Annotated in this window: 25 protein-coding genes; 17 read left to right on the forward strand and 8 right to left on the reverse strand. The window is 47.2% G+C overall.

Features of this window, described 5'->3' with window-relative positions; all coding sequences use genetic code 11:
- Window positions 1-102 precede the first annotated feature (102 nt).
- From aroK to L8G48_RS09500, 11 genes are all read left to right on the forward strand, one after another.
- Entirely contained in the window at window positions 103-636 is a 534-nt protein-coding gene (gene aroK / locus L8G48_RS09450) for a shikimate kinase AroK (RefSeq protein WP_248264363.1), read from the forward strand.
- A gap of 18 nt (window positions 637-654) precedes the next feature.
- A complete protein-coding gene (gene aroB, locus L8G48_RS09455; RefSeq protein ID WP_248264364.1) occupies window positions 655-1,728 on the forward strand; it encodes a 3-dehydroquinate synthase in 1,074 nt (357 codons plus the stop codon).
- Window positions 1,729-1,773: 45 nt separating this feature from the next.
- Complete coding sequence (locus L8G48_RS09460; protein WP_248264365.1) at window positions 1,774-3,357, forward strand: AAA family ATPase; 1,584 nt, start codon at window positions 1,774-1,776, stop codon at window positions 3,355-3,357.
- 81 nt (window positions 3,358-3,438) lie between these two features.
- Window positions 3,439-4,311: a Dam family site-specific DNA-(adenine-N6)-methyltransferase gene (locus L8G48_RS09465; RefSeq protein WP_248264366.1), complete on the forward strand. Its 873-nt coding sequence runs from the start codon at window positions 3,439-3,441 to the stop codon at window positions 4,309-4,311.
- Window positions 4,308-4,760 carry a GNAT family N-acetyltransferase gene (locus L8G48_RS09470; RefSeq protein WP_248264367.1) on the forward strand — a complete coding sequence of 151 codons (453 nt, stop codon included), beginning with the start codon at window positions 4,308-4,310 and terminating at the stop codon, window positions 4,758-4,760. The genes L8G48_RS09465 and L8G48_RS09470 overlap by 4 nt, the downstream gene beginning before the upstream one ends.
- Window positions 4,757-5,548 carry a class I SAM-dependent methyltransferase gene (locus tag L8G48_RS09475; RefSeq protein ID WP_248264368.1) on the forward strand — a complete coding sequence of 264 codons (792 nt, stop codon included), beginning with the start codon at window positions 4,757-4,759 and terminating at the stop codon, window positions 5,546-5,548. The genes L8G48_RS09470 and L8G48_RS09475 overlap by 4 nt, the downstream gene beginning before the upstream one ends.
- Complete coding sequence (locus L8G48_RS09480; protein ID WP_248264369.1) at window positions 5,532-6,023, forward strand: peroxiredoxin; 492 nt, start codon at window positions 5,532-5,534, stop codon at window positions 6,021-6,023. The genes L8G48_RS09475 and L8G48_RS09480 overlap by 17 nt, the downstream gene beginning before the upstream one ends.
- Window positions 6,023-7,204 carry a BaiN/RdsA family NAD(P)/FAD-dependent oxidoreductase gene (locus L8G48_RS09485; protein ID WP_248264370.1) on the forward strand — a complete coding sequence of 394 codons (1,182 nt, stop codon included), beginning with the start codon at window positions 6,023-6,025 and terminating at the stop codon, window positions 7,202-7,204. Before L8G48_RS09480 ends, L8G48_RS09485 begins: the two co-directional genes overlap by 1 nt.
- Entirely contained in the window at window positions 7,201-8,871 is a 1,671-nt protein-coding gene (locus L8G48_RS09490; RefSeq protein WP_248264371.1) for a sensor domain-containing diguanylate cyclase, read from the forward strand. The genes L8G48_RS09485 and L8G48_RS09490 overlap by 4 nt, the downstream gene beginning before the upstream one ends.
- 689 nt (window positions 8,872-9,560) lie before the next feature.
- Window positions 9,561-12,173, forward strand: a complete 2,613-nt coding sequence (locus L8G48_RS09495; RefSeq protein WP_248264372.1) for a TonB-dependent receptor plug domain-containing protein — start codon at window positions 9,561-9,563, stop codon at window positions 12,171-12,173.
- A 117-nt stretch (window positions 12,174-12,290) separates the two neighbouring features.
- A complete protein-coding gene (locus L8G48_RS09500) occupies window positions 12,291-13,319 on the forward strand; it encodes a phospholipase A (RefSeq protein WP_248264373.1) in 1,029 nt (342 codons plus the stop codon).
- A gap of 4 nt (window positions 13,320-13,323) precedes the next feature.
- Here the strand turns inward: L8G48_RS09500 and L8G48_RS09505 are convergent, their stop codons facing one another.
- Window positions 13,324-15,333: a ligand-gated channel protein gene (locus tag L8G48_RS09505; protein WP_248264374.1), complete on the reverse strand. Its 2,010-nt coding sequence runs from the start codon at window positions 15,331-15,333 to the stop codon at window positions 13,324-13,326.
- 113 nt (window positions 15,334-15,446) lie between these two features.
- On the opposite strand from L8G48_RS09505, the gene L8G48_RS09510 reads away from it, so the two are divergent.
- Entirely contained in the window at window positions 15,447-16,304 is an 858-nt protein-coding gene (locus tag L8G48_RS09510) for a LysR family transcriptional regulator (RefSeq protein WP_248264375.1), read from the forward strand.
- Here the strand turns inward: L8G48_RS09510 and L8G48_RS09515 are convergent.
- On the reverse strand, window positions 16,278-16,937 hold the full coding sequence (locus L8G48_RS09515; protein WP_248264376.1) for an SDR family oxidoreductase: 660 nt from the start codon (window positions 16,935-16,937) through the stop codon (window positions 16,278-16,280). The two genes, L8G48_RS09510 and L8G48_RS09515, sit on opposite strands and share 27 nt — an antisense overlap.
- Window positions 16,938-17,159: 222 nt before the next feature.
- Between L8G48_RS09515 and L8G48_RS09520 the strand changes: the two genes are divergently transcribed.
- Window positions 17,160-17,555 carry a hypothetical protein gene (locus tag L8G48_RS09520; RefSeq protein ID WP_248264377.1) on the forward strand — a complete coding sequence of 132 codons (396 nt, stop codon included), beginning with the start codon at window positions 17,160-17,162 and terminating at the stop codon, window positions 17,553-17,555.
- A 3-nt stretch (window positions 17,556-17,558) separates the two neighbouring features.
- Window positions 17,559-17,891, forward strand: a complete 333-nt coding sequence (locus L8G48_RS09525; protein ID WP_248264378.1) for a helix-turn-helix transcriptional regulator — start codon at window positions 17,559-17,561, stop codon at window positions 17,889-17,891.
- 65 nt (window positions 17,892-17,956) lie between these two features.
- Here the strand turns inward: L8G48_RS09525 and L8G48_RS09530 are convergent, their stop codons facing one another.
- A complete protein-coding gene (locus tag L8G48_RS09530) occupies window positions 17,957-18,166 on the reverse strand; it encodes a cold-shock protein (RefSeq protein ID WP_248264379.1) in 210 nt (69 codons plus the stop codon).
- 243 nt (window positions 18,167-18,409) lie between these two features.
- A complete protein-coding gene (locus tag L8G48_RS09535; protein ID WP_248264380.1) occupies window positions 18,410-18,937 on the reverse strand; it encodes a DUF1415 domain-containing protein in 528 nt (175 codons plus the stop codon).
- Between the two features lie 39 nt (window positions 18,938-18,976).
- Between L8G48_RS09535 and L8G48_RS09540 the strand changes: the two genes are divergently transcribed.
- Window positions 18,977-19,438: a methyltransferase family protein gene (locus L8G48_RS09540; RefSeq protein ID WP_248264381.1), complete on the forward strand. Its 462-nt coding sequence runs from the start codon at window positions 18,977-18,979 to the stop codon at window positions 19,436-19,438.
- Window positions 19,439-19,681: 243 nt separating this feature from the next.
- Here L8G48_RS09540 and L8G48_RS09545 read toward each other — a convergent pair whose 3' ends face one another.
- Complete coding sequence (locus L8G48_RS09545) at window positions 19,682-19,813, reverse strand: uracil-DNA glycosylase family protein (RefSeq protein ID WP_348983652.1); 132 nt, start codon at window positions 19,811-19,813, stop codon at window positions 19,682-19,684.
- Window positions 19,814-19,863: 50 nt separating this feature from the next.
- On the reverse strand, window positions 19,864-20,646 hold the full coding sequence (locus tag L8G48_RS09550) for a ferredoxin--NADP reductase (protein WP_248264382.1): 783 nt from the start codon (window positions 20,644-20,646) through the stop codon (window positions 19,864-19,866).
- A 143-nt stretch (window positions 20,647-20,789) separates the two neighbouring features.
- Between L8G48_RS09550 and L8G48_RS09555 the strand changes: the two genes are divergently transcribed.
- Both L8G48_RS09555 and L8G48_RS09560 read left to right on the forward strand, forming a co-directional pair.
- Complete coding sequence (locus L8G48_RS09555; protein WP_248264383.1) at window positions 20,790-21,857, forward strand: PepSY-associated TM helix domain-containing protein; 1,068 nt, start codon at window positions 20,790-20,792, stop codon at window positions 21,855-21,857.
- A gap of 2 nt (window positions 21,858-21,859) precedes the next feature.
- Window positions 21,860-22,690 carry a DUF4198 domain-containing protein gene (locus L8G48_RS09560; protein ID WP_248264384.1) on the forward strand — a complete coding sequence of 277 codons (831 nt, stop codon included), beginning with the start codon at window positions 21,860-21,862 and terminating at the stop codon, window positions 22,688-22,690.
- A 188-nt stretch (window positions 22,691-22,878) separates the two neighbouring features.
- Here L8G48_RS09560 and L8G48_RS09565 read toward each other — a convergent pair whose 3' ends face one another.
- Complete coding sequence (locus tag L8G48_RS09565) at window positions 22,879-24,012, reverse strand: GNAT family N-acetyltransferase (protein WP_248264385.1); 1,134 nt, start codon at window positions 24,010-24,012, stop codon at window positions 22,879-22,881.
- 3 nt (window positions 24,013-24,015) lie between these two features.
- Window positions 24,016-24,849: a putative RNA methyltransferase gene (locus L8G48_RS09570; protein WP_248264386.1), complete on the reverse strand. Its 834-nt coding sequence runs from the start codon at window positions 24,847-24,849 to the stop codon at window positions 24,016-24,018.
- Window positions 24,850-24,877 lie beyond the last annotated feature (28 nt).

The following is a 24,877-nucleotide window of genomic DNA, read 5'->3' on the forward strand; positions in this document are numbered from 1 at the left end:
AGTTGCGATAATCGCGCTTCTTTTCGTTGAGTTGGGGAGCGTCTCCAGACACTCCGGATTCGTGATTTACAGCTAATTTTAATCAATGATGTAAGCAGGAATATGGCTGAGAAACGTAATATTTTTCTTGTTGGGCCCATGGGGGCTGGCAAAAGTACGATTGGCCGTCAAATCGCCAGACAATTACATTTAGAGTTCTACGACTCAGACTCTGAAATTGAGCGCCGTACCGGTGCCGAAATCAGTTGGGTTTTTGAGCTTGAGGGTGAAGAAGGCTTTCGCGCACGTGAAGAAAAAGTGATCGAAGAGCTCACCGAGAACTTAGGTATTGTCTTAGCAACGGGTGGCGGCTCGGTCATTAGCAAAGAAAGTCGCAATCGCTTGTCGGCCCGGGGTGTTGTTGTTTATTTAAAAACACCTATTGAGAAACAGTTGGCTCGTACTCAGCGCGATAAACGCCGGCCTTTAATTGCCGAAGCTGAAGACCCACGTGAAGTTCTTGAGCAACTGGCACAAGAACGTAACCCATTGTACGAAGAAATTGCTGACATTACGGTGCAAACCGATGAGCAAAGTGCAAAGTTTGTGGTCAACGACATTATCGCTCAGCTCGAATCCATAAACGGTCTCGGGTAATTATCAGGAGCTGCGTTCATGGCTGAGGTTAACGTCTCTTTAGGTGAACGCAGCTACACCATCTACATTGGTAACGCCCTGTTATCAAACTATGTAGAAAACCTTCCGCATAAGCTTAATCAGCAATTACTGGTCATCACCAATCCGACCGTCAGCCAATACTATTTAGATCCACTATTAAATACACTTGCCGGTCATCAGGTCAAAGTGTTTGAAATGCGCGACGGAGAGCAGTTCAAAAGCCTGGACAGCTACGCCGAGGCCATGGATATTCTGATAGACGCAGGCTTTAACCGCGACTGTGGCATCATTGCCTTAGGCGGCGGCGTGGTAGGTGATTTAGCCGGTTTTGTGGCGTCAACCTTTCAACGCGGTGTCGACTTTTACCAAATTCCGACCACTTTGTTGTCTCAGGTTGATTCGTCCGTTGGCGGTAAAACAGCGGTAAATCATCCGCAGGGCAAAAACCTGATTGGCGCTTTTTATCAGCCTAAATCGGTGGTTATTGATATTGACTGTCTGCAAACACTGACCGACCGTGACTACCGTAGCGGTTTAGCTGAAATCGTTAAATATGGTGTCATTTACGATACTGATTTTTTCCAGTGGCTGGAGCAGCATACCGCGGAATTAAACCAGCAAGACCCGGCCGCACTCACCTACGCTATTCAACGCAGCTGCGAAATTAAAGCCGAAGTTGTCGCGCTGGACGAGCGCGAAAAAGGGCTGCGGGCATTGCTGAATTTAGGCCATACTTTTGGTCATGCTATTGAAGCCGCGACCGAATATGGCGCCTGGACACATGGCGAAGCCGTAGCTGCTGGCATTATAATTGCATCTAAGCTGTCAGAAGTGACACAGCGGCTCGATTCGTCAGATTTTCGACGCATTAAAGATTTACTGCTGGCACTTAGCTTGCCGACTCAGGGCCCGCAAATGCCCTGGCTGGACTGGTTAGACTACATGCAGCGCGACAAAAAAGTTAAAGACGGTCAGCTGCATTTTGTTCTTCCGGTCGCTATTGGCAAAGCTGAAGTTGTCAGTGCCATAGAACACCATACCATTGCTGCTGTGATCACTGAATGTTGCTAACGCCTGAGCGTTATCTCTATTCGGCTGACAGACAGGAACAGACAGATGCAAGCACTTGCAACCACACAACATATTGTTGCTGCGCCGGTAAAAACCAAACCGAGCCAACAGCAGGTTATTGACCAGCTCCACCAACATTGCCAACAAAGCCTGTCGCTTATTATGTTGCACGGCAAAGAAGGCAGCGGCAAAACCACTATTGCGGAAGTCTTTCTTGAACAGGCGTCAGACTACGCTGAGGTCGCTTTCATCAATGCCAACCAACGTTCTACTAACGACCGCGTTCGTGCTCAAATTCTAAATCAACTGTTTGGTACTATCAGCATTAACGACGAGTCACTTAGCCGTCAGATGCAGCGTCAACGCCCCCTTAGTCACGCCATTATTGTTATTGATAACGGCGAGCAACTGTCCGAAAGCTTTTTAGCGGAATGTATTTCAACGGTTGCCCAATTAAGCGCTATAGGCCAGCGCACCAGCATTATTGTTACCGGCGACAGTCGCTGGGCGCAACAGCAGCGTCCGGCACCTCATTTACGTGTGCAGGGACCAACCATGATTGAGATCCAGCCGCTTAGCCACGACGAGCAAATTCGTTTTGTGCAGGCTTTACTGCCGGAAAAACAACGCAGTTTCTGGAACTTAGAGCGCATTCAGCAATTTTTGAACTCCATTCACGGTTTTCCCGGTGAAATTCAGCAACGCCTGCAGTTAACACTGACTACGCAGGCAGCTCGTTACCGCGATACAAATGCTGAAGATACTCATGTAGAAGGTGCTGTCGACCATAACGAGCCGGAAAAAACCAAGCAAAGTGCGAAGTCAGAATCTCGCGAACAACGCAAAATGCGCGTCTTGCCTATCATGGTGATTGCGGCTGTTATCAGCCTGGCTTTTGTCGGTTTTCTGAATAAGGAGCAACTAACCGCTTACTGGCAGCAAGTGAATCCTGAGGCCGCTTCTGCAGTAGAAGCGCCAGACAAAGAAACAGTTAATAACGAGGCTGAGACCGCTATTCCGACGGCACCCAAAGAAGACGAGCAAACCTCCAGTCTGCCAAGCTTTGAGCCCTTAACGGAACGTTCACTGGAACTCGTTCCGGCGGAGTTAGCAGCCTCTTATCGTAATGCTTTAGGCACATTAAATACTGTCGCGGCTTCTGAAGTGACAGAAGGAGAAATTTCACTCGGGTTTATGAAGCAACAGCAACTCCGGGAAGCAGAGCCCATTGGTTCATCTGACCAACCGTCGGCGGCTGAAGCTGGCATTAAAACCGTTGTCGCTGAACCAGAACCGCAAGCTAAAGCAGAACAACCTGAACCACAACCTCAGCGCACACTGCCATTTCAGACACAATGGGCACTGGAGCAGAGCACCAGCAACTACACCCTGCAAATCAGTATTATCAGTGACCCACAGTTACTGCGTGATTTCCGTAATGATTACAATATTATGGACAATACCCAGGTTTACCAGCGTGCCGACCAGCGCTATGTGGTTATTTTTGGCAGCTACCCAAGCATTGGCGAAGCGCGGGCAGCAACCACTCAGTTACCTGCTGCCGTGCAACAAATGGAACCCTGGGCTAAATCCTTTGCCAGTGTGCAAAGCGATATCTCTGCTGAGTAGCCTGACGAATCGGGCAGTCAGTAATTTTCATGCGCCGGCCTTTGGGTTACAATCCCTTAAGGATAAACCAACGGCCGGCGCATGAAGAAGAATCGGGCATTTTTAAAATGGGCAGGCGGTAAGTACTCACTTATCGAGCCGATAACAGCACGCTTGCCGCAAGGTAAAAAGCTCATCGAGCCTTTCGTTGGTGCCGGTTCAGTGTTTCTGAATACCGACTACGACAGCTACCTGCTAAATGACATTAATCAGGACCTCATTACCCTGTATCAGTTTGTAAAGCGACGCCCGAAAACCTTTATTCAGGACGCCCGCAAGCTGTTTGTCGACCGAAATAATCAAGCCGATGCATACTACGCTCTGCGCGCGGCTTTTAACGCCAGTAGTGACCCTTATTTTCGTTCTTTGCTGTTTTTGTATATGAATCGCCACGGCTACAATGGCTTGTGCCGTTATAACAGCAAAGGCATTTTCAACGTGCCGTTTGGTGACTATCGCAAACCCTATTTTCCGGAAAAGGAACTCGAGCATTTTGCCGAGAAAGCCCGCAAAGCTAAGTTTATTTGCCGCCCGTTTGAGCAGGTATTTCGCCGCGCTCGTCTGGGTGATGTGATTTACTGTGACCCGCCTTACGCACCGCTGGACCAGACCTCTAACTTTACCAGCTACGCCACCGGCGGTTTTGGCCTGACGGATCAGGGCGAACTGGCTCGCCGCGCTAAAAGAGTTGCTCAAAAACGAAAAATTCCGGTACTGATCAGCAACCATGACACCGAGCTTACCCGCGCCTTGTACAAGCATGCCGATATCAGCAGCTTGTCAGTGTCGCGCAGCATCAGTCAAAAGAGCGACGGTCGCAAACCAGTAGCCGAATTACTGGCGTTATACGATACTGAAATGAATAAAAGTAACGTGGTTTCTCTTAGCAACTCATTGAAGAAAGTAGGCACATGAACTGGTACTTAAAAGCATTTAATAACCTTTCGCTGCATGATCTCTACGACTTGCTGAAACTTCGGCAGGAAGTTTTTGTGGTAGAGCAAACCTGCCCTTACCTGGACGCCGACGGCGCGGACGAGCAAGCCCTGCATTTGTACGCCCGCAATAACGCCGGTGAGATGGTCGCTTATGCCCGTTTATATCTGGCAACGGCAGACACCGGCTATTCGCGTATTGGCCGGGTAATAACACACGAAAACGTGCGCGGCCAGAAACTGGGTATTGAAGTCATGCAGCGCAGTATTGATTACCTGGAAGAATGCGCCCCAACAGCGCCAATTCACGTCGGCGCTCAGGTTTACTTGCTGAAGTTTTACCGGAGTTTTGGCTTTGAACCCATAAGTGAAGAATATCTGGAAGACGATATTCCACACATTGATATGCAACGTAAGGCCGCGCAGTGACAGCCAAATTTCGCGTTCCCGTTCTGGCTAACAGCGATGCTGACAACATCGCAGCGAAGACAATTGCCGGCCGTTGGGGGCTTACTTCTGAAGCCGCAGACAACGATGCTTTCCAGCTTTGGTTAAACGACGGCATATTAGAGCTACACTGGCTGCAAAGCCCACAGAAAATGTCACCATTGGTGGTCGACTTTCATCAAGGCAAAGCAGCCTACCGGGCACAGCATACTCAATTAAAAAATGAAGCCATCGCCAAAGCCGTTGGTGTCAGCGGACAGTTTCAGCCGTCGATTGTGGATGCGACTGCAGGACTGGGTCGGGATGCTTTTGTACTCGCCGGGTTAGGCTGTAACTTACAATTGATAGAACGCCACCCGGTTGTCGCGGCTCTGCTCGACAATGGCTTACAACGTGCACAGCAAGAAGCTGACTTTATTGGCGAAACCTGCCAGCGTATGCATTTAATCGGCACCGACAACCTGCTGACGGGCAAGGGGTTCACCCATGAGCCGGATGTGGTTTATCTAGACCCGATGTACCCAAAAACCGGTAAACAAAAGGCACAAGTCAAAAAAGATATGCAAATGTTCCAGCAGCTGGTCGGCAGTGACGAAGACGCCGATAATTTGCTGGAACCAGCAATGGCTCTGGCCAAATACCGGGTGGTGGTAAAACGTCCGAATAGCGCACCTTTTCTGGCCGGGCGTGAACCAAACAGTCAAATTAAGAGTAAAAAGCATCGTTTCGATGTTTACATAAAACGAGGGTTCAATGAGTCAGCAAATTAAAGAAAACGATAAAATTCCATCAGGTTCACTCACCAGCAAAGGTGACCTTGGCATTCAAAACTACGATCCGGCAGAAATTTTTGCCAAGGGCACACACGTACTGTTTTCGGTACCTGGCGCCTTTACTCCGACGTGTTCGGAGAAACATCTCCCGGGTTATGTAGAACACGCTGAAGCACTGTCTGAGGCAGGCGTTTTAAGTATTAATTGTGTGGCTGTAAACGATGCTTTTGTGATGCAAGCCTGGGGCGAGTCCTTAGGGATCGGAGAAAAGGTTCGGTTATTGTCCGACGGCAATGGCGCGTATAACCAAATGCTGGGCCTTAGCATGGATACCGGCAGTTTTGGCGGCATTCGCTCTAAGCGCTACGCCATGATTATCTCCGACGGCAACGTAAAAGAGCTGTTTGTAGAAGATGATAAAACCTTTGAAGTGAGCAAGGCCGAGTACGTACTGGAGCAATTGCAAAAATAATGTCGAACTGGGATGTGATTATTATCGGTGCCGGCGCGGCGGGTCTGCATTGCGCTGCTCACGCTGCCAAACAAGGTAAGTCGGTACTGGTCATTGATCACGCCAAACAGGCCGGCAAAAAAATATTAATTTCCGGTGGCGGGCGCTGCAATTTCACCAATATGCACACCGCTCCGGAAAACTTTATTTCCTCTAACCCACATTTTTGTAAGTCGGCACTCAGTCGCTACACCCAATGGGATTTCATTGGCCTAGTGGCTGAACACGGCATTGGCTACCATGAAAAAACTTTAGGTCAGTTATTCTGCGACCAGTCAGCCAAAGATATTGTGCGCATGTTAATGAGTGAATGCGACCGTCATGGTGCCAAAGTGCAATTGCGCACCGAGGTTATTTCGGTCGAACATGACAGTAAGTACCGAATAGAAACCAGCAAGGGCGAATACCGTTGCGATAAGTTGGTGGTAGCTTGTGGTGGGTTATCCATGCCCAAATTAGGTGCTACGCCACTGGGTTATCAAATTGCCGAGCAGTTTGGGCATTCCATTGTGCCAGTGCGAGCCGGATTAGTACCATTTACCCTGCAGGAAGACGAAAAAGCGCGTTTCGCAGAGCTTTCCGGCGTAGCCGTGCCGGTAACCGCTGAAGCCAACGACGGTTACTTTCGTGAGGCCATGCTGTTTACCCATCGCGGAGTGAGCGGCCCGGCTATTTTGCAGGTGTCTTCCTACTGGCAGCCCGGCGAAGCGGTGACCATTAACTTACTGCCCGACACAAACGCTTTTGAGTGGCTGAAAACGCAACAGCAGCAACAACCCAAAACCCAGCTCAATACGGTATTGCAGCAACATTTCCCCAAGCGGGTAGTAACCGCACTAGCCGAGCACCACCAATGGCCGCTGAGCAACAAACTGGCCGATACTTCTAATGCACAATTTCAGGCCATAGCCGATAACCTTAACCACTGGCAACTAAAACCCAACGGCACCGAGGGCTACCGCACTGCCGAAGTGACCTTAGGCGGCGTAAACGTAGACGAAGTCAGCTCTAAAACCATGGAAAGCCAGAAGCAACCCGGTCTATACTTTATTGGTGAAGTGCTGGATGTCACCGGCTGGTTGGGAGGCTTTAATTTCCAGTGGGCTTGGAGTAGCGGTTTTGCCTGTGGGTCGGAGGTGTGAATATTCAGTGGTTTTCTAAACTGCAGAACCGGCTGACTTCTTTGTTCGGAGGGCTGGTACTGATAGTTGCAATAGCTGTGGCTTTATATATCGGTCATGCTGCTACACAAATAATCGTTCAGGAACGAGGTAAAGAACTCAGCGTTATAGGCAAAGGATTAGCCCACAATTTAGGCCAAACCTTAGACGAACGGATGCGCGAAGTTCGTTTACTGAGCAAGCGCAGTGAATTAGTTCACTCCGAACTCAATGCCCCGATTATTGAGCAACAGTTAAACTTAGTTAAAGAAAACTACCCTTACTATGCCTGGATTGGAATTGCCAATGCTGATGGCAAAGTAACCGCAACAGCCGATGGCCTACTTGAAGGTCAGTCTGTAACGCAACGTCCATGGTTTAATAAAGGGCTTGAAGGCGATTACATCGGTGATGCTCACGAAGCCGTTTTTCTGGCAAAAGAACTTTCTAATGAAACGCCTGACGAACCTCTTCGCTTTGTTGACTTCGCCTCACCTATTTATTCCCAAAATGGCGATGTCCGCGGTGTAGTCGCAACTCATGCTTCATGGTCCTGGGTACATAACGTTGTGCAAAACTTTTTACCCGGCGATAACGCTCACCAATCCATTGAAGCACTCATTTTAAATCGGCAAGGGCAAATTATTCATCCGTTCGATGCGATTGAAGACGTTACGCTACCTACTGATTTGCCTGAGGCAGGTCAATTTTCATCGCTATTCTGGTCAGGTAAATCTTACTTAACCAGTGTCGAAAGTGTCGATGGTAACGACGAAAAGGGTTTAGGCTGGCAAATTGTTATCCGACAGCCCCAGGAAATTGCGCTAAAGAGTATCAACGATCTGCAACGAACAATAATCATTGCGGGCTTAGTGGTGGTACTCATTGCCGTTTTTCTCTCCTATGGGTTAGCTAATCGCTTCAGTCAGCCCATTGCACATTTAGTCAGCGTTGCAAACCGAATAGAAAAAGGAGAAGAAGCCACCCCTATTCAAGTGAATACAGGTCTTTACGAGCTGGAGCAGTTAAGTCACTCACTAAGGGGTATGACCGATACCTTAATTCGCCGAAAGCAAAAGCTTGAAGAAAGTAATCGTTTACTTGAAGAGCGCGTTAGGCAACGAACCGAAGAACTCGCTATTGCCAACCAAGAGTTGGAGCATTCACTTAGACACGATCCTCTCACCAAAATATTCAACCGTCTGGCGTTTACCGAGGCATTAAGTAAAGAATTTAAACGCATGCAACGCTCTCAAAACCCATTTTCGATTATTCTGATGGATGTTGACCATTTCAAAAAGATAAACGATAGCTATGGGCATAGCACAGGAGATTACGTGCTCGTACAAATTGCAGCCACCATGAAAAAAACGATGCGCGAAACCGATTTAGTAGCACGCTTAGGCGGTGAAGAGTTTGTTGTTTTATTACCCGATACATCTGAAAACGCGGTGCTTGTTGCCGAGAAAATTAAAACGGCTGTTGCCGATTTCGATCACCACAAAGCTGGTCAAGTAACAATAAGCGCAGGCATCGCAACCTCGCAATTAGAAGATGCTGATGGAGAGGTTGCTTTAAACAAAGCGGATAAAGCAATGTACCAGGCTAAAGAGTCCGGTCGGAATAGGGTTAAAGTCTGGGTTGGTTAGAGGTACGAAGAACCCGAATTGATTAAACCACTTGAGTGGCTAAAACGGCGTTAGCCCAACAGTTTCGAGCTCGGGGTAAGCGCAAGCGAACCATTTTAGAATTCAGGAATTATTAAACGTTATTCCTTTGAGAGCTTTATTCTTTCTCCTTGTCTAACCAGCGTTTGGTAAAAATGTATACAATTACACAAATGGCACCAAACCAATAGTAAGAAAGGTCACGATCAAAAAAGATCTCAGATTCAACAATTAACACGGCTATAAGAACAAGCACAATCAAAGATACTAGAATTGATTTAATTTTCATAAAAACCTCAAGCAGCTAATAAATATGAAGTAAGTATACCGGCTCAGCGACTATTACATCACCATCCAGCTGATTGGCTTGTGCTTTTATAGCATTGCTTCGAAAAAGCCCTTCGTTACTCATGACTTATTACTTCCAGCCGTTTGTTGAAATTACGATAACAATAGCCAAAACAATATTTCAACATTAAACCTAAATAATTATCAATACGTCAACAAAAAATAACTACTGAATTGCGAATACATAGACAACTCACAGAACATCGAGCAATCGATAATTCCCCCAAACCAAAATTCCGCTTTACCTCAGGTACTCATCTCATTTATGCTAAATGGCCGTTTAGACGTCCAAACGTCTTTTCATTCAATCTATGAGGTATTTAATGAAATCAAAGCTCTTTAAGTTATCAACTGTTGCCGCTGGGCTTATCGCTGCATCGGCATCCCCAACTCTGTTAGCCAACGATGCTAGCTCCGAGTTGGAACGCATTAGTGTAACCGGGTCTTACATCAAACGAGCTCAAAGCGAAGACGCCACACCATTACAAATTATTGACGCCAGTGACATCGCTGCCAGCGGTGAAATTACGCTGACGGATTTGTTGCGCGACTTAACGGTGAATACCGGAAACAGTTACGATGAGCAGTACACCAGCAGTTTTTCGGCGGGGTCGGCATCGGTTGGCTTACGTGGACTAAGCCCAAAAAACACGCTTATTCTGGTGAATGGCCAGCGGGTATCTAACTACGGCTTTGCACTGGGTACTCAGGACACTTTCGTTGACTTAAACGCTTTGCCTTTAGGCGCGGTAGAGCGCATTGAGGTATTAAAAGACGGTGCATCTGCGGTCTATGGCTCGGATGCTATTGCTGGCGTTATCAACATTATTCTGCGCAATAACGTACAAAGCACGCAGTTCCGTGCTGGCATAGGCGGCGCCAGCGAAGGCTCTTTAACGCAATACAGTGCGGGCGTTATCAGTGGGTTTGGCGATATAGCAGACGACGGCTACAACCTGACATTCAGCTACGACTATCTGACCCGCGAACGGTTGAACGCCAGTGACAGGGACTTTACCCGCTCGGGTGACTTTCGCAATAAGCCAGGCGGGCGTTTAGCGGGTTGGTCGTCGCAGGGTGGCAATTATTTAAGTGACCCACAAAACCCTCAGGCGTTTGAAAACTGCCCTGGCGAGTCTGATAAAAGAGACCGAAGCGACTTTACCCCCGGTGCCGAAGGCCAGGTCTGTGCATTTAACGCTCAGCCCTACAACACGCTACAGCCAGAAGTTGAGCGGCATCAGTTCTCTTTACAGGGCACCTTGCAGCTAACTAATGACCTGCAAGCCTACAGCGACTTTTTATACAGCAATAACCGTTCAAGCCATGTATTTGGCGCACCATTGAGCGTTGGTGCAGGGTTAAGAGCTTATGACCAGAGCACCGGCAGCTTAGTTGATATTCCGGTCGAATTGCCGGTTGGGCACCCGGACAACCCGGGCGCGCAACCTTTACCTTTTGAGTACACCTTCTTTGATGTAGGTGAGCGCGTAAAAGCCAACAAGCAGGACTTTCATCGCTTTCTGGCCGGCGTTAACTACCGGGGGCTAGACTGGGACTGGTCGGTCAATGTGCTGAATTCACAAAGCCGCCAGCGCGAATATGTGGACAACTTTATTAATCGCTACAGTTTTGAAGACGTTCTGGCCAGCGGCGAGTATGACTTCTTTAACGGCAGCAACGACCCGGAAACCATTGACGCATTACGTATCGATACCCGTCGTCCGGGCTTTTATGAACTTAACAGTATTAACGCTAATGCCAGCACCGTCCTAACCGAATTGGACACCGGCCCGTTAAGCATTGCCTTTGGCGCGGACTGGCGTGAAGAAGAGATGGATGCAGGAACCTCGCCCGAGGTGTTATCAGGTACCGAACTGCGCCCCGCTATCAATCTGGTTAAAGGCAAGCGACAGGTGGCTGCGGGCTTTGTCGAGCTGGACGTTCCGGTTATAAAGAACCTAAACGTGAACCTGGCTGGCCGCTACGATCATTATGATGATTTTGGTTCAGCCTGGTCACCGAAACTGGCATTCCACTATGTTTTGGGCGACGACTGGCTGCTTCGGGGCTCCTGGTCAAAGGGCTTCCGCGCGCCGTCACTGCCGGAAATAGCGCAAAGTAACACCATTAGCTACGGCTCGGTTATTGACCCTAATGACCCCATCGACCCGGGTGTGCGCCGCGGCTTTACTCAAATTCGCAGCGGCAACTCCGGACTTGATGCCGAACGTTCAACCAATATTAATGCCGGCATTATCTGGTCGCCACAAAAAGGTGCCAGTATTGCGCTGGACTTGTTTGAAATTGAACAAGACGACATTATAGCGCCCGATAACGCACAGTTTATTGTCGATAATGAAGACCAATACGCGGATCGCATCCAGCGCGACGACGCCGGACGCCTGCAAATTATCAGTAATCAATATAAGAACCAGGGCACCCGTTCTACCCGTGGGTTTGATATTGATGCCACATACCAACTGGCATTAAATCAGTCAACGCTCCAGTTTCAGAGCAACTGGTCACGGCTGTTGGAATATGAGCAAGCCTTAATAGCCGGTCAGGAACCGGTTGATGGTGCCGCCGGTAATATTCACGGTGCGCTACCTAAGTGGAAAGGCAATAACCAGGCGCGTTGGCTTGTCAGTGACTGGCAGTGGAGCGTCAGCCTCAATTACACCAGCAGCTATAAGCAACAAGTGGCAACCCAAAGCAGTAATCCGGGCTTAGACCAAAAAGTTGACAGTTACTGGCAAGTTGACTCACAACTGGTTTATCAAGGCTTTAGTGATACTCAGTTAACGTTAAATATTAGCAACCTGTTCGATGAGCAGCCGCCTTTTGACCCTTCTGCCGGGGCTTACGGTTACGATATGACTCAATACAACCTGCGCGGTCGTACCGCTAATTTATCCGTAGTCCATAATTTCTAAAGAGCAAATGACTGCAGAGCCCAAAGACTTTTCTTCGGGCTCTGATTTGTAAACAAGTGATCTAACACCTCTGATTACGCTATAGTACGAGGGTTCTCAATTAAGGAGCCTTACGCTATGAAAAAATGGAATTGGATAATTGCATCGGGAGTTACCGCCATAGCAACGGTGAATGTCCAGGCGCAGGAGCTTTCTGAGAGGCAGCTATGTCTGCTGGATAAACTGAACACTACCAAAGCCGACACCACCATTGCAGACATCCGCTCTCAGTGTAAGCAACAACTGGGCTCTGCCGACAACGAAGACATTGTTCAGGTCGATGCTGTTGAAAAACCCGGCGCTTTAACCAACCGCTTAAAAAGCGAGCAAGTCACTCAGTTTGACCCCTACGTTTTAACGCCGCACCGCCGTAATTATTTGTTACCGGTTATTACCAGCAACAATATTAATAGCTTACAGTACGCAGACGTTGAAGGTTACCAAGAAAATCTGGAAGACTATGAAGCTAAGTTTCAGGTCAGTTTTAAAATACCTTTTAATAAAGAAAGCTTACTGTTTGAGGACGACCAACTGCTGTTCGGTTTAACCATACAGTCCTGGTGGCAGGTGTATTCCGATGATATTTCTAAGCCCTTCCGCGAAACCAATTACATGCCCGAGCTTTTTTATGCCACACCAACCGGCTGGCACCCTTTTGGCACCAATACCGGATTGGCGTTTGGTATAGAGCATCTATCTAATGGCCGCAGCCAGCCTCTGTCTCGTAGCTGGAACCGTGGTTATATGCAATTTGTGGTAGAAAAAGGCCGCTTCGTTTTCTCATTAAAACCCTGGCTAAGGTTTCAGGAAGATGAGAAAACCGAACCAATGGAGTCCAGCGGAGATGATAACCCAAATATTACCGATTACGTTGGCGACTATGAATTCACCACCGCTTATAACGATGGTGATTTCGAATACATTCTAAAGCTCCGCCACGCCATTGATACTGGCAGAGGGTCAGCCGAACTCAACTGGACTTTCCCTCTTGGCGGTAAGTTTATTGGCTATACCTCAATATTTACCGGTTACGGAGAGAGCCTGGTTGATTACAACCACAAACAGACTCGTTTCGGTATTGGCATAGCCTTAAACAACATTTTATAGCGGCTTAAAAACTGTAGGCGGCTGACAACCATAAACGTCGGCCGTCTTCGACATAGCCGTACTCTTCTACGCCAATTTCCTTGTCGAATAAGTTATAAATACCCGCCGCCAGCTTTAAGTCACGCGTAACAAAGTAATTCACACCAAGATCAGCCAGTGTATAAGAAGGAGCAACCAGGGAGCCCTGCGACGGTCCGGTCGTCGGCTGGCTCTCTTCACCACGATAATGCACGCGTAACCAGCTGTTCCAGCGCTTATTTGGCTTCCAGTTAATTGAGGTCTGTACCAGGTGCTTAGGTAACTGATTCAGGGGTTCGCCTTTGTACTCACCCGATTTTTGCTCAGAGTCGGTATAAGTGTAGTTACCTTTCAGTGACCATTCTCTGCTGAAATGCGTGCTTAGTGTCATTTCAATGCCCCGGGTAAAAGCTTCATCAACATTCACCCGCGTGGTTGGTAAAGAGCCAAATTGGTTAGCCCCTGCATCGCAAATACTTTCAGGACAAGCAACACGAGTAATTTTATCATTAAATTCATTATAGAAAACGGTTATAGAGGTTGAGCTACGACGCCCCCAGTCCGTGTATAAACCCAGCTCGTAGTTGGTTGAGGTTTCAGCCTCCAACTGAGGATTACCGTAAATATTACCGCCACGACTGACCTGACCCCAGTCAGCTGTTGTTTCACGCAAACCCGGCGCACGGAATCCGGTGGAAACACCCCCTTTAATGGTGGTTGCTTTACTTAATGTATACACGCCGTAAACACGCGGGCTCCAATGCCCACCAAAGATATCATCGTCATCGTAACGAACACCGGTAGTCAGGTTAAAGTCATTAAATATCGGCCAGGCTGTTTCTGCAAATGCAGACCATTGAGAACCTTCAATGTGAGTGCGATCACTGACCTGATTACTGGTTAAATCTTCCAGTTCTTCTTTTTGATAAGCCACACCAAGGTTCATTGAACTCTCTTCCAGCAAGGGTACGTTCCAGTGGCTCTGAAAGTCGGTATTGGTAATGGTCATTAGACGCGCTTTATTCTCATACTTGTCGCGTTTTAGGTAACTGCGGGCGCCAACCAGTCCCCACTGCCCATTATGCGCAACCGATACGCTGTTATTATCGTACTCTGTCGATGATGACTCAGGACACCCCCAACGCCCGCATTCTTCGCCTGGCGCAAGCGGCTCGATAGTTTTGCCGACAGAAGCATCGATACTTTGCTTAGCGGTACCCACCTCAAACAAAATTTCATGATCTCGGTTGGGTGTGTAAGCCAATTTTACGTCAGCATCTTCTGCGGTTTTATCCCGGTAGCCAGACACAATCTCATCTTCCAGACGGCGCGTATAACCGGCGGACAACTGAATGCCAAGCGTATCTTTAATTAACGAGCCGGAGGTAAATAAGTTGGTCTGATAGCTGTTTCCCGACTCTGAGCGTTCCTGCAGGGTGCCATCGATGCGAATTTCGGAACGCCATTTTTCCGGTGTTTTACGGGTAATAATATTGATAACGCCACCGATAGCATCCGAGCCATAAAGTGACGACATGGGTCCACGAATCACTTCAATACGGTCAATAGCTGCCAATGGTGGTGTCCATGCCCCTTCAACGCCGGGACCGTCACTGTTTGGACGAGTCTCGCGCGAGCTTTGACGCTGACCATCGACTAAAATGAGGGTATAATCGGCACCCATACCGCGCAGGCTAATGTCCTGACGGTCGCCGCCACCGGTCACAATAACCCCCGGAACATCAGTCATTGCGTCGGTTAAGTCTTTATAAAAACGCTGGGAAAGGTCTTTTCGGTCAATAACAGAGATGGACGCCGGGGCCTCTTTAATGTGCTGGGCAACACCCGAAGCAGTGACCACCATGACTTCCATATCTTTATGCTTATGATGCTTTCTGTCTGACTTTTCCTGTTCCTGAGCCTGAGCAACTCCTACAGCTGATGCTACCGTTAATGCTAAAATGCTCAATTTCAAGCTGCTGGTACTGCGATTCATGTCCATCCCCTAATGAATATTAAATGCGAATTATTTTCATTGGCGATTTTAACTGTTACTATGCGAACAGCAATTTCAAAAATATTGAAAGCTCTTTTAGCAGGACTTAACCCATGAATCCTAAAATGATTCGCTCATTAAAAGCTTTTACTCGTACGGTAGAACTGAACAGCATGAGCGCCGCAGCAAATGAACTACATATGACAGTATCGGCTATTAGCCAGCAGCTACAACGACTGGAAAATGACAACGGTATTTCGTTATTTCATCGCAACACACGCTCGCTATCACTGACAGAAGCGGGCCAAGTGTTCTACCAGTCTTGTCTGGATATGCTCTCTATTGCTGAAAAAAATCAAGAGCGTTGGGACCAGCTGACAAACCAGCCTCAAGGAAAAATAAAGATTATTGCCCCGGTAGGCTTTGGTGGCGGTTTGCTCAGCGAACCGTTAAAGCAACTGCAGCAAGAATTTACTAACGTAAGCTTTCAACTGCATATGACCGATGAGCCAATCGATTTGATCACAGCCGGAGCTGACCTTGCGATTCGTATTGGCCCATTGGCTGATTCAAACTTATACGCAAGACATTTGGCTGACTGGCATATGGTGCCTTGCATTGCGGCTGAGCATTCCGCCGCCAAGCGTTTAATTAATACCTTTGAAGAATTACCTGAAGCCTGTTTTATTGGACATATATCGAGCTTACCAAATCAAGATTTTCCAAAACCTAAAATCTTGTTAAACAACATGCAGACCGTTGTCCAGTTAACCCTCGACGGAGTCGGTTATGCGCTACTCCCGGAGGCGGAAATTAAGCATTATATTGAAAGCGGGCATTTACTGCGTTTGTTACCAGAGTGGGAAGGCAGTCCGTACAGTGTACACGCGGTGTTACCCATTAAAGACAATATACCGGTGAAAACTGAACGGACTATCGAAGTTTTAAGCCATTTCTTTCATCGATTGTAATGAATGCTCTACTTCACTGTCACCCGACATTAAGTCGAAAGCTCTGAGCTCGGTACCTTTTTCATCCAGACAACGACGTATAACACTGGCCACATCTTCGCGGGGCACGGAGCCAGGCGCTAATGACTCACCAACAACGACTTTACCAGTGGCTGCTTCATCGGTTAAAGCGCCAGGACGAACAATAGTCCAGTTAAGTTTGGTGCGCATTAACTCTCGGTCGGCATAGTGTTTAGCTGCATAGTAAGGCAATAAAGCATCAGCCCAGTTCTCGCGGTTATTAGACTGCCAGGCACTGACCATAACAAAACGTTGAGCCCCCACAGCTTCAGCAGCTTCCATAGTTTTTACGGCGCCATCTAAGTCTACCAACAGCGTCTTATCATCACCGTTGTTGGCACCTGAGCCTGCAGTAAAGACCACGGCATCAACGCCCTGAAGCAGTTCCTCCAGTTGTGAAACGGGGCCTTCTAAATCACCCAGTTTGGCAGTAACGCCCCGGCCTTCCCAGGCTTTTTGCTGATCTTCCTTGCGCACCACCGCAATAACCTCATGTGTTTTTGCCTGTTGCATCTGTTCAACCAAATGCTGACCAATTTTTCCGTTAGCGCCTATTACTGCAACTTTCATCATCGACCTCCTTGAGCGTTTTGTTGCCTGAGTTTACGTAACAAAAGCTTATTTTAGATCGCGGCTTTACTCGCATTTACACGTTACAAAAGACCTCAGAGCAATACGACAGGCCATTGTCATATGACAGACTCAAAACTGACGTCACGCTATTTTTCTGCAACTGGTAGCTTTATTCACCACACGAACGGTGTACTCTTTATATAAAATGAAAAGGAAAATTTGATGAAGCAATCACTGAGTGAAAAACTGTATTTATCTTATCACTTCGAGTTTGAGCATAATAGCCATACTATTACCGCCAATGCCTCCAGCCTTACCGGTAAAGAAGAGATTCTAGTCGACGAGGTATGCGTATCAAAAAAGCGCAAACTGGGTTTATCCAGCCGCCATAAGTTTGTTATTGACGACACTCACTATGAACTGCACTTTAACGTTACAGGCTTTCTTTTATGCAAAGTGGAATGCAGTCTGATGACGAATGGAAAGATCATAGAAACCAAAAGTCGTTCAGCATTCGATAATAAAAAAGTTTTTATTCGTAACCTTGTTATCTTTTTTCTGGCCGGCATGGCTTTTGGTTATGTAGCTGCGACCATAGCACTAAAAGTGATGGGGTAAGCTATGCAAATTGATGCCGCTAAAGTCATAGAATTACGAAGTAGCCGGGGCTGGACTCAGCAACACCTGGCAGACGCCTGCGCCGTGAGTTTACGCACAATACAGCGCGTGGAAAAAGACGGCTTTGCGTCCCAGGAAACCGTTGCGGCTTTGTGCAGTGTGTACGAAATTGAACGACAAGTTATCGAACTGGATACTATCGCTAAGGCAAGCACTAATAACACATTAAAACCACAGCGTTCGCCAAGCTGGCTGGATGCACTACCCATGTTAGTTACATTGTTACTGGGCATGGCCATTGGAATTGGCTTAACACTCTGGTTAACCAACCGTTAGTAAAAAAACAGGCACAAAAAAGGGCAACCCTCGGGTTGCCCTTTTTTAGACTTCGAGGCGCGTTATTACAGCGCTACGATGTTTTCAGCCTGAGGACCTTTAGGGCCTTGAGTTACTGCGAACTCAACGCGCTGGCCTTCAGTTAAGGTTTTGAAACCGTCGCTAGAAATAGCGCTGAAATGCGCAAAAACGTCTGCGCCGTTTTCACGTTCGATGAAACCGAAGCCTTTTGCTTCGTTAAACCATTTTACTGAACCAATAATTTTATCAGACATAATATATCTTCCTGTAAATTTTAAGTAAGTGGTCTTTTAGACCGATGGTGCGGGTAAAACAAGAACTTAGAACTGCAGGACGATGGTATTATTAATAATAGGTCAACGAAGTGGAGTTTTTTAACTAACTGTCTTTCTATCCGACACTTTGGAGTGTACGCTCATTCCACAGTGAGTCAAACCATTTATGAACTTATTTTTAAAACAAGCCAATTATGACTTTCATCCGCCCAGACTAAACAGTCAAGATTGATTTAAAAACTCAGTTCCTTTACGCCGCGCAAATTCTATATTGCGCTCCGGGATCGATTCGGGGTCATCGTAGTCTTCCAACGCTTGTTCAATGCTGGCTTCCCGCAACAGATGCAGGGTGGGATAAGGTGCCCGGTTAGTATAGTTTGCGGGGTCTTCCTGCGGTTCGCCGTCAAAACAATAATCGGGATGAAAGTGTGCCAACTGATAAACACCCTCATACCCTTCATCTATAAACAGAGCATCGGCAATATCCACCAGGTTCAGGAAATCATAAAAACCTTCAAACCCTGACGGCAGAATAAGCAGTGTGGTTTCAGTTTCGGGTGTCGTATCCAGGTGTTCAGCCTCATCCAGAAGCTGCTGCAGAACAGCCTGCGGCTTAATCTGTTCGGCTACAATATAACAAATACTTTTCCGCTCAACTTCGCGTCGCGCAAATGGGCAGATGTTGTACTTTACAATCAGCTGTTGCACCCAGCATTGTGTTTGCTCAATAATCTTAGAGGTATCACTCATCGTTTTTCGTATCTTTGCCGAAAAGGAAGCCACTTTGCCATGAAATCACTTGAACTCAAAGTACCGCCGGTGCTGGTTGTTGCAGTCGTTGCCGGCCTAATGTGGTTAACGGCTCATTATACCGAAGCTTTTAATCAATTTTATGTCGGTCAGCGCGCCGCGGCCATTTTTCTCCTGGCATTAGGGGTTTTATTGCCCTTACTGGGAATTATTGGCTTTCGTCGCGCCCAGACCACAGTCGACCCACGAGACCCGACCAAAAGTACAGAACTGGTCACGAGCGGCATTTACCAGCGAACTCGTAACCCGATGTATTTAGGTTTCTTCTTTTTGCTGATGGCCTGGGGTGTTTATCTGGGGAGTGTGTTTTCTTTGTGGGGGCTGGCGTTGTACATGGGCTACATGACCCGTTTTCAAATCATACCGGAAGAGCGCATTCTGACCGAAACTTTTGGTGAAGCTTATAAGGACTACTGCCAAGAAGTGGGGCGGTGGTGGTAAAAAATTAAAACAACTGCCAGCGCTTTAGGCTTCTACCTAATAAAATCAGCCCCGATAAGCTGAACCATAATACTACGCTTTAGGCACCGCCAATACTCCATACCAACAGCTGCAAGCCGACAATAAGCGATAGCCAACGGTGCCATACTCGCCATTTTCGTGGGTTCATAAAGGGCTATCCGTACCCATTTTTTATTAGTAATTGTTATAAGCAGCTAAAGCTATCGGCTTGCCTGTCAGAAGTCAAAGCAGTTCGTTCACTCGCTGTTTTAATTCTGGGATCAGTTCATTTTCAAACCAGGGGTTACGCTTCAACCAGAGATGATTGCGCGGACTTGGGTAGGGTAACGGTAAAACTTGCGGCCAAGATTGCATTCATTCTCCGTTACGCCTACCTTTCGATACTTTTTATTTTTCAATACTTTTTATTTTTCAATAAAGGCCTGCTCTATCACGTAGCTGCCCTGCTTACGCGATGTTGCTTTGCTGAAACCCCGTTCATCGAGAATCACCATGAGATCCTGAAGCATAGCGTCATTACCGCATAACATAAAGCGGTCGTGTTCTGGATTAATGTCCGGTAAGCCAATCGTTTTTGTCAGAGTATTCGATTTCAACAGCTCGGTAATTCGTTGCTGATGAGCTTCATCACGAAACGGCTCGCGGGTAACGGTTGGGTAGTAAATTAATTTTTCACGAACCCAGTCACCAAAGTACTCGTTATTCGGTAAGTCTTCACCAATCTCTTTCTGATACGCTAACTCAGAAACCCAGCGCACGCCGTGAACCAATACAACTTTGTCGTATTGTTCATAAATATCCGGATCTTTAATCACGCTCATAAAAGGCGCTAAACCAGTTCCTGTGCTTAATAAATATAAATTCTTACCCGGCAGTAAGTGGCCGTTCACCAGGGTTCCTGTCGGGCGTGTTGACAATACAATCTCATCGCCGACCTGAATATGCTGCAGGCGCGACGTCAACGCTCCGTCCGGTACTTTAATACTGAAAAATTCCAGTTCTTCTTCGTAGTTGGCGCTGGCAATGCTGTAGGCCCTGAGCAGCGGTTTATCTTCCAGCTGCAGCCCCATCATTACAAACTGACCATTTTCGAAGGTAAAACTCGGCTGGCGAGTCGTTTTAAAACTGAACAAGGTATCGTTCCAGTGGCGTACCTGAGTGACTTTTTCCGCAATGATACTTCTCATAATTGTTCCTCATTGGCGATTTTGTATGCATTATAACATAAACAAATTAAACCTAAATGAGAATTTATATCATTAAGAGTTGAAAATGAGAATTACTTTCATATAATATACATACACTATTGTTCGTAAGGGAAATAAATTGAATGGCTCGAGGTTCGGGTAGACGTAAAGGATGGTCTTTAAAAGACTGGCATTGGATAAGTTCAGCCGTTTGTCTTATCGGTATGCTGTTTTTTTCAGTAACCGGAATTACCCTTAATCATGCTGGCTGGATAGAGTCTGCCCCCAGTGTTGAAAGCCATGAAAGTTCTCTCCCACAAACGGATTTGACCGGGTTGGCGAATGCATCAGGGAATGATGTTTTACCAACCTTTTTTCATCACTGGTACGAAGACCAGACGCAAAATAGCATTCATTCAAATGCTGAAATCGAATGGAACGACTACGAATTATATGTCGCCATGCCGCGCCCGGGTGGGGATAGCTGGTTTAGTGTCGATTTAAGCAGCGGTGCTTTTTATTCTGAAACCACCGATCGCGGCTGGATTGCTTACTTCAATGACCTTCATAAAGCCAGAAATACAGGCTTTTTCTGGAGCTTATTCATTGATGTATTTGCCATTGCCAGCATTTTATTTACTATTACGGGGTTATTACTTTTGAAAAAATACAGCAAAGGCCGAAAGTCTACCTGGCCACTGGTTCTGGCCGGATTCATCATTCCTTTATTTGCTATTATGGGCTCGGCACACGCAGCGGAAAATGAACTTAACGTTGAAATCCCCCGTTTGTCGGTTGCCGAATATCACGCGCCTTACCTTGCTGTGTGGTTGGCTAACAAACGCAATCAAAGAGTCGCCGACATTGCGGTATGGTACGACGTAAACCTGAAAAACAATGAAGGTGAAAAGTGGCTAAAAGACATGCGTCAGTGGTGGCGTCGCAGTGGCCGCATGACAAACATGCCCATTGACGGTGTTTCAGGGGCTACGCGCCGTCCCGGAACTCACCGGGTCGATTTAACGCCTTTATTAACCAAATTACCTGAACTTGCCCCCGGTCAATACTACTTATATGTAGAAGCCGCGCGTGAAGTCGGCGGCCGCGAAATGCTGCGGCTGCCATTATCTTTACCCATTGAAAGCCCAATATCCATCTCAGAAACCGGCGAGCACGAGCTTGGCCGAGTATCATTAACACTGGAGCCTTAATCATGAAATTATCTTCTGTACTGACCACCAGCCTGGCGGTTCTGACCTTATTTGCCAGCACCAGCAGTGAAGCTCACCGCGTCTGGATAAAACCAAGCGCAACCGTCGTATCGGGCGATTCCGAGTGGATAACTTTTGACGCCGCCATTGCTAATGGTATTTTTTATCCCGACCATTATCCACTTGGGTTAGATCACGTTAAAGCCATGGCCCCGGACGGCTCAGCAGTAACTCTGGAAAATGGGCACAAAGGTAAATACCGCTCAGTATTTGATATTGAGTTGGAAAAAGAAGGCACTTACACCATTTATTCAGCCAGCTCGGGGCTGTCAGCACGTTGGGTGGACGATCAGGGAGAACGCCAATACTGGCCACCCCGTGGTTCTCAAAAAACCCAAGAAGACTTCTATAAGGAAGTGCCTCAAGACGCCAAAGACTTGGAAGTGAGTGAGCGCTCACGTCGTTTAGAGACTTTTGTTACCTCTGGTGCGCCAACTTATGACACTCTGGGTCCAACCGGTAGCGGTCTGGAACTTGAACCAGTGACCCATCCGAACGACTTATACACCGGTGAAAACATTACCTTTAAATTCAATATCAATGGCAAAGCCGCTGCCGGCACTGAAATTGTGTTAGTTAAAGGCGGTGAACGCTATCGCAACCAGTCACAGCCAACTAAGCTTTCTACTGACAAGAAAGGTGAAGTTACTTTCACTCTGGATGAACCCGGCATGTACTGGTTAGAAGCTGAATATACCGATGAAAACGGTGAAGCTCCGGCGAAAAAACGCCAAGGTTCTTACGTTGCGGTATTGGAAGTATTGCCTATGTAACCCACTAGGTTCCTGGAGCGCAGTGGTGCTGCGGTTTCCTTTTTAACGCCTATCAGTCGCCCGTCAAATATTTTAGTCATGGGTCCGGGCGACTACAAATTCAGCGACTATTGTACGCTGGGTTTGCCTCTGTCCTTGGTTGTTTCTGCTGTTGCCTTGGTTATGGTTTTATTGGTGTGGCCGCTTTATTAATTTTTAACTTTATAAGGCGAGTATTCTTGTAAAGTCGTTAAATGTTCACTTAACGCCGTGCGTTCATCCCGGCAGTATTGATCAATAGCGTCATTAAGCGGGGAGAGGTTAAACCGGTAAAACCCTTCCCTCAATATAGGTTCAAAACCGCGATGTAACTTGTGTTCACCTTGTGCGCCGGCATCAAAGTCATTCAAACCATGATTAATGCAGTACTCAATACCCTGGTAGTAGCAGGCCTCAAAATGCAGAAACTCCAGTTCTTCCCGACACCCCCAGTAACGCCCGTAAAGCGTGTCTTTATCTTTAAAGCATAAAGAAGCGGCGAGCATTATTTCATCGCGGTAGGCCGCAAAAACAACGATTTTATCGGCTAAATGTTCACCCCATAATTTAAGCGTAGCAGGCGTTAAGTAGCCGCCATGGCCCGAGCGCTTTAAATAAGTTCGCTGATAAAATAAGGTGAACTGTTGCCAGAATTCGGCCGTTAGTTCGCTACCCTGCAGGGTTCGCATTTGCACACCTTGCTCAGAAACCTGGCGACGCTCTTTGCGAATCGACTTACGTTTACGCGACACCAGAGCCGCTAAAAAGTCATCAAAACTGCTGTAGTTGCGGTTTTGCCAAAGGAACTGAATATCAAAACGCTGCCACCAGCCTGCTTCGGTAAGCGTTTTACTCAGAGCAGGCTCAACATACAAGCTTTGCAGGTTACTAACTTGATGGGCCTGTATCAGCCCTGACTCAATCACTGCAAGCACATCACCGGCGTTAACGCCTTCAGCGGTAGCCAGTCGCGGGCCCTGACAAGGTGTAAAAGGTATCGCATTGATCAGTTTGGGATAATACTGAAAACCATAGCGCTCAAAAGCTTCAGCAAATGCCCAGTCGAACAAGTATTCGCCATACGAGTGTGTTTTCTTAAACCAAGGCATAAGAGCGAGCAATGTGTCGTCATCACCATGTACCGCAACGTACTGAGGCAACCAGCCGCGCTGCGGTCCAAGACTACCGCCTTGTTCCAGCGCCAGCAAAAAGTCGTAACGAGTAAAAGGGTAATCGCTACCATATAAGCGGTTCCAGTCAGCTTTAGGTATTGTCGTTATTGTTGAATGAATTAGTGCTTGCATGTGTTAGTGACTTAAACCAAAAACACGCACCCAAATATCCGCCGTCAAAGCAATAGCATCAAGTTTCGAAGCTTCTTCACGACCTTCAGCACTACTTCGGTAGAGGTGCGGTGTCATGGTCAGTAGGTCTTTTATGGCTTGATTTGATGTCAGCGATACCGGGAAAGTCTCTCGCTGTTCGGAGATCAGTTTAAACTCGGGGGAGGTAACCGGCAAAGTTTCCTTTTTAATTTTTTGTTCAGAATAAATAATGGCTTTCAGCTCTTTTAAATGGTCCCTGGCAGGGTCCACCATAATCAGCCGACCATCGGGTTTGAGAACTCGTTTAAACTCTGCTTCTACCGGGAAACCGAATACACACAAAATAGTATCGACACTATTGTCTGCCAGTGGAATAGCACTATTGGAAGCCACCATCCAGCTCAAACGCTTGTCTTTTTTTGCCGCATCCTGCACTGCCCACTTTGAAATATCCAGCGCGGCAATGCTTAAATCCACGTCGTTTTGCTCAGCCTGCTCAACCAAATACCGTAGGTAATAACCTTCACCACAACCGGCATCTAACAACGACTGGTTACTATGGGCCAGAACCGTATCAGCTAAAACTTGCGCCAGTGACTGGTAATAACCTTGTTCCAGATAGTCACGACGAGCCTGCACCATGGCTTTACTGTCACCGGGATCTTTTGAGCGCTTATTTTGTACCGGCAGTAAGTTCACGTAACCCTGTTTCGCGACATCATAGCTATGGCCATTTTCACAGCGCCAGCTACGCTCATGTAAATGAAGAGGCAAGCTATCCAGCGGACAAATAAGGTGGGTTAACGGGTCAGTCACATTGCATTCCGTTTGGTTTCGCTTTGTA

Origin of the sequence: Idiomarina aminovorans, assembly GCF_023155095.1 — a bacterium.
GTDB classification, from domain to species: Bacteria; Pseudomonadota; Gammaproteobacteria; order Enterobacterales; family Alteromonadaceae; genus Idiomarina; species Idiomarina aminovorans.

Excerpts from the sequence above, each read along its gene's own strand:
- aroK (WP_248264363.1), top strand. The coding sequence starts at position 103 with ATGGCTGAGAAACGTAATATTTTTCTTGTTGGGCCCATGGGGGCTGGC.
- aroB (WP_248264364.1), top strand. The coding sequence starts at position 655 with ATGGCTGAGGTTAACGTCTCTTTAGGTGAACGCAGCTACACCATCTAC.
- L8G48_RS09460 (WP_248264365.1), top strand. The coding sequence starts at position 1,774 with ATGCAAGCACTTGCAACCACACAACATATTGTTGCTGCGCCGGTAAAA.
- L8G48_RS09465 (WP_248264366.1), top strand. The coding sequence starts at position 3,439 with ATGAAGAAGAATCGGGCATTTTTAAAATGGGCAGGCGGTAAGTACTCA.
- L8G48_RS09470 (WP_248264367.1), top strand. The coding sequence starts at position 4,308 with ATGAACTGGTACTTAAAAGCATTTAATAACCTTTCGCTGCATGATCTC.
- L8G48_RS09480 (WP_248264369.1), top strand. The coding sequence starts at position 5,532 with ATGAGTCAGCAAATTAAAGAAAACGATAAAATTCCATCAGGTTCACTC.
- L8G48_RS09485 (WP_248264370.1), top strand. The coding sequence starts at position 6,023 with ATGTCGAACTGGGATGTGATTATTATCGGTGCCGGCGCGGCGGGTCTG.
- L8G48_RS09495 (WP_248264372.1), top strand. The coding sequence starts at position 9,561 with ATGAAATCAAAGCTCTTTAAGTTATCAACTGTTGCCGCTGGGCTTATC.
- L8G48_RS09500 (WP_248264373.1), top strand. The coding sequence starts at position 12,291 with ATGAAAAAATGGAATTGGATAATTGCATCGGGAGTTACCGCCATAGCA.
- L8G48_RS09505 (WP_248264374.1), bottom strand. The coding sequence starts at position 15,333 with ATGAATCGCAGTACCAGCAGCTTGAAATTGAGCATTTTAGCATTAACG.
- L8G48_RS09510 (WP_248264375.1), top strand. The coding sequence starts at position 15,447 with ATGAATCCTAAAATGATTCGCTCATTAAAAGCTTTTACTCGTACGGTA.
- L8G48_RS09515 (WP_248264376.1), bottom strand. The coding sequence starts at position 16,937 with ATGATGAAAGTTGCAGTAATAGGCGCTAACGGAAAAATTGGTCAGCAT.
- L8G48_RS09520 (WP_248264377.1), top strand. The coding sequence starts at position 17,160 with ATGAAGCAATCACTGAGTGAAAAACTGTATTTATCTTATCACTTCGAG.
- L8G48_RS09525 (WP_248264378.1), top strand. The coding sequence starts at position 17,559 with ATGCAAATTGATGCCGCTAAAGTCATAGAATTACGAAGTAGCCGGGGC.
- L8G48_RS09530 (WP_248264379.1), bottom strand. The coding sequence starts at position 18,166 with ATGTCTGATAAAATTATTGGTTCAGTAAAATGGTTTAACGAAGCAAAA.
- L8G48_RS09535 (WP_248264380.1), bottom strand. The coding sequence starts at position 18,937 with ATGAGTGATACCTCTAAGATTATTGAGCAAACACAATGCTGGGTGCAA.
- L8G48_RS09540 (WP_248264381.1), top strand. The coding sequence starts at position 18,977 with ATGAAATCACTTGAACTCAAAGTACCGCCGGTGCTGGTTGTTGCAGTC.
- L8G48_RS09545 (WP_348983652.1), bottom strand. The coding sequence starts at position 19,813 with ATGCAATCTTGGCCGCAAGTTTTACCGTTACCCTACCCAAGTCCGCGC.
- L8G48_RS09550 (WP_248264382.1), bottom strand. The coding sequence starts at position 20,646 with ATGAGAAGTATCATTGCGGAAAAAGTCACTCAGGTACGCCACTGGAAC.
- L8G48_RS09555 (WP_248264383.1), top strand. The coding sequence starts at position 20,790 with ATGGCTCGAGGTTCGGGTAGACGTAAAGGATGGTCTTTAAAAGACTGG.
- L8G48_RS09560 (WP_248264384.1), top strand. The coding sequence starts at position 21,860 with ATGAAATTATCTTCTGTACTGACCACCAGCCTGGCGGTTCTGACCTTA.
- L8G48_RS09565 (WP_248264385.1), bottom strand. The coding sequence starts at position 24,012 with ATGCAAGCACTAATTCATTCAACAATAACGACAATACCTAAAGCTGAC.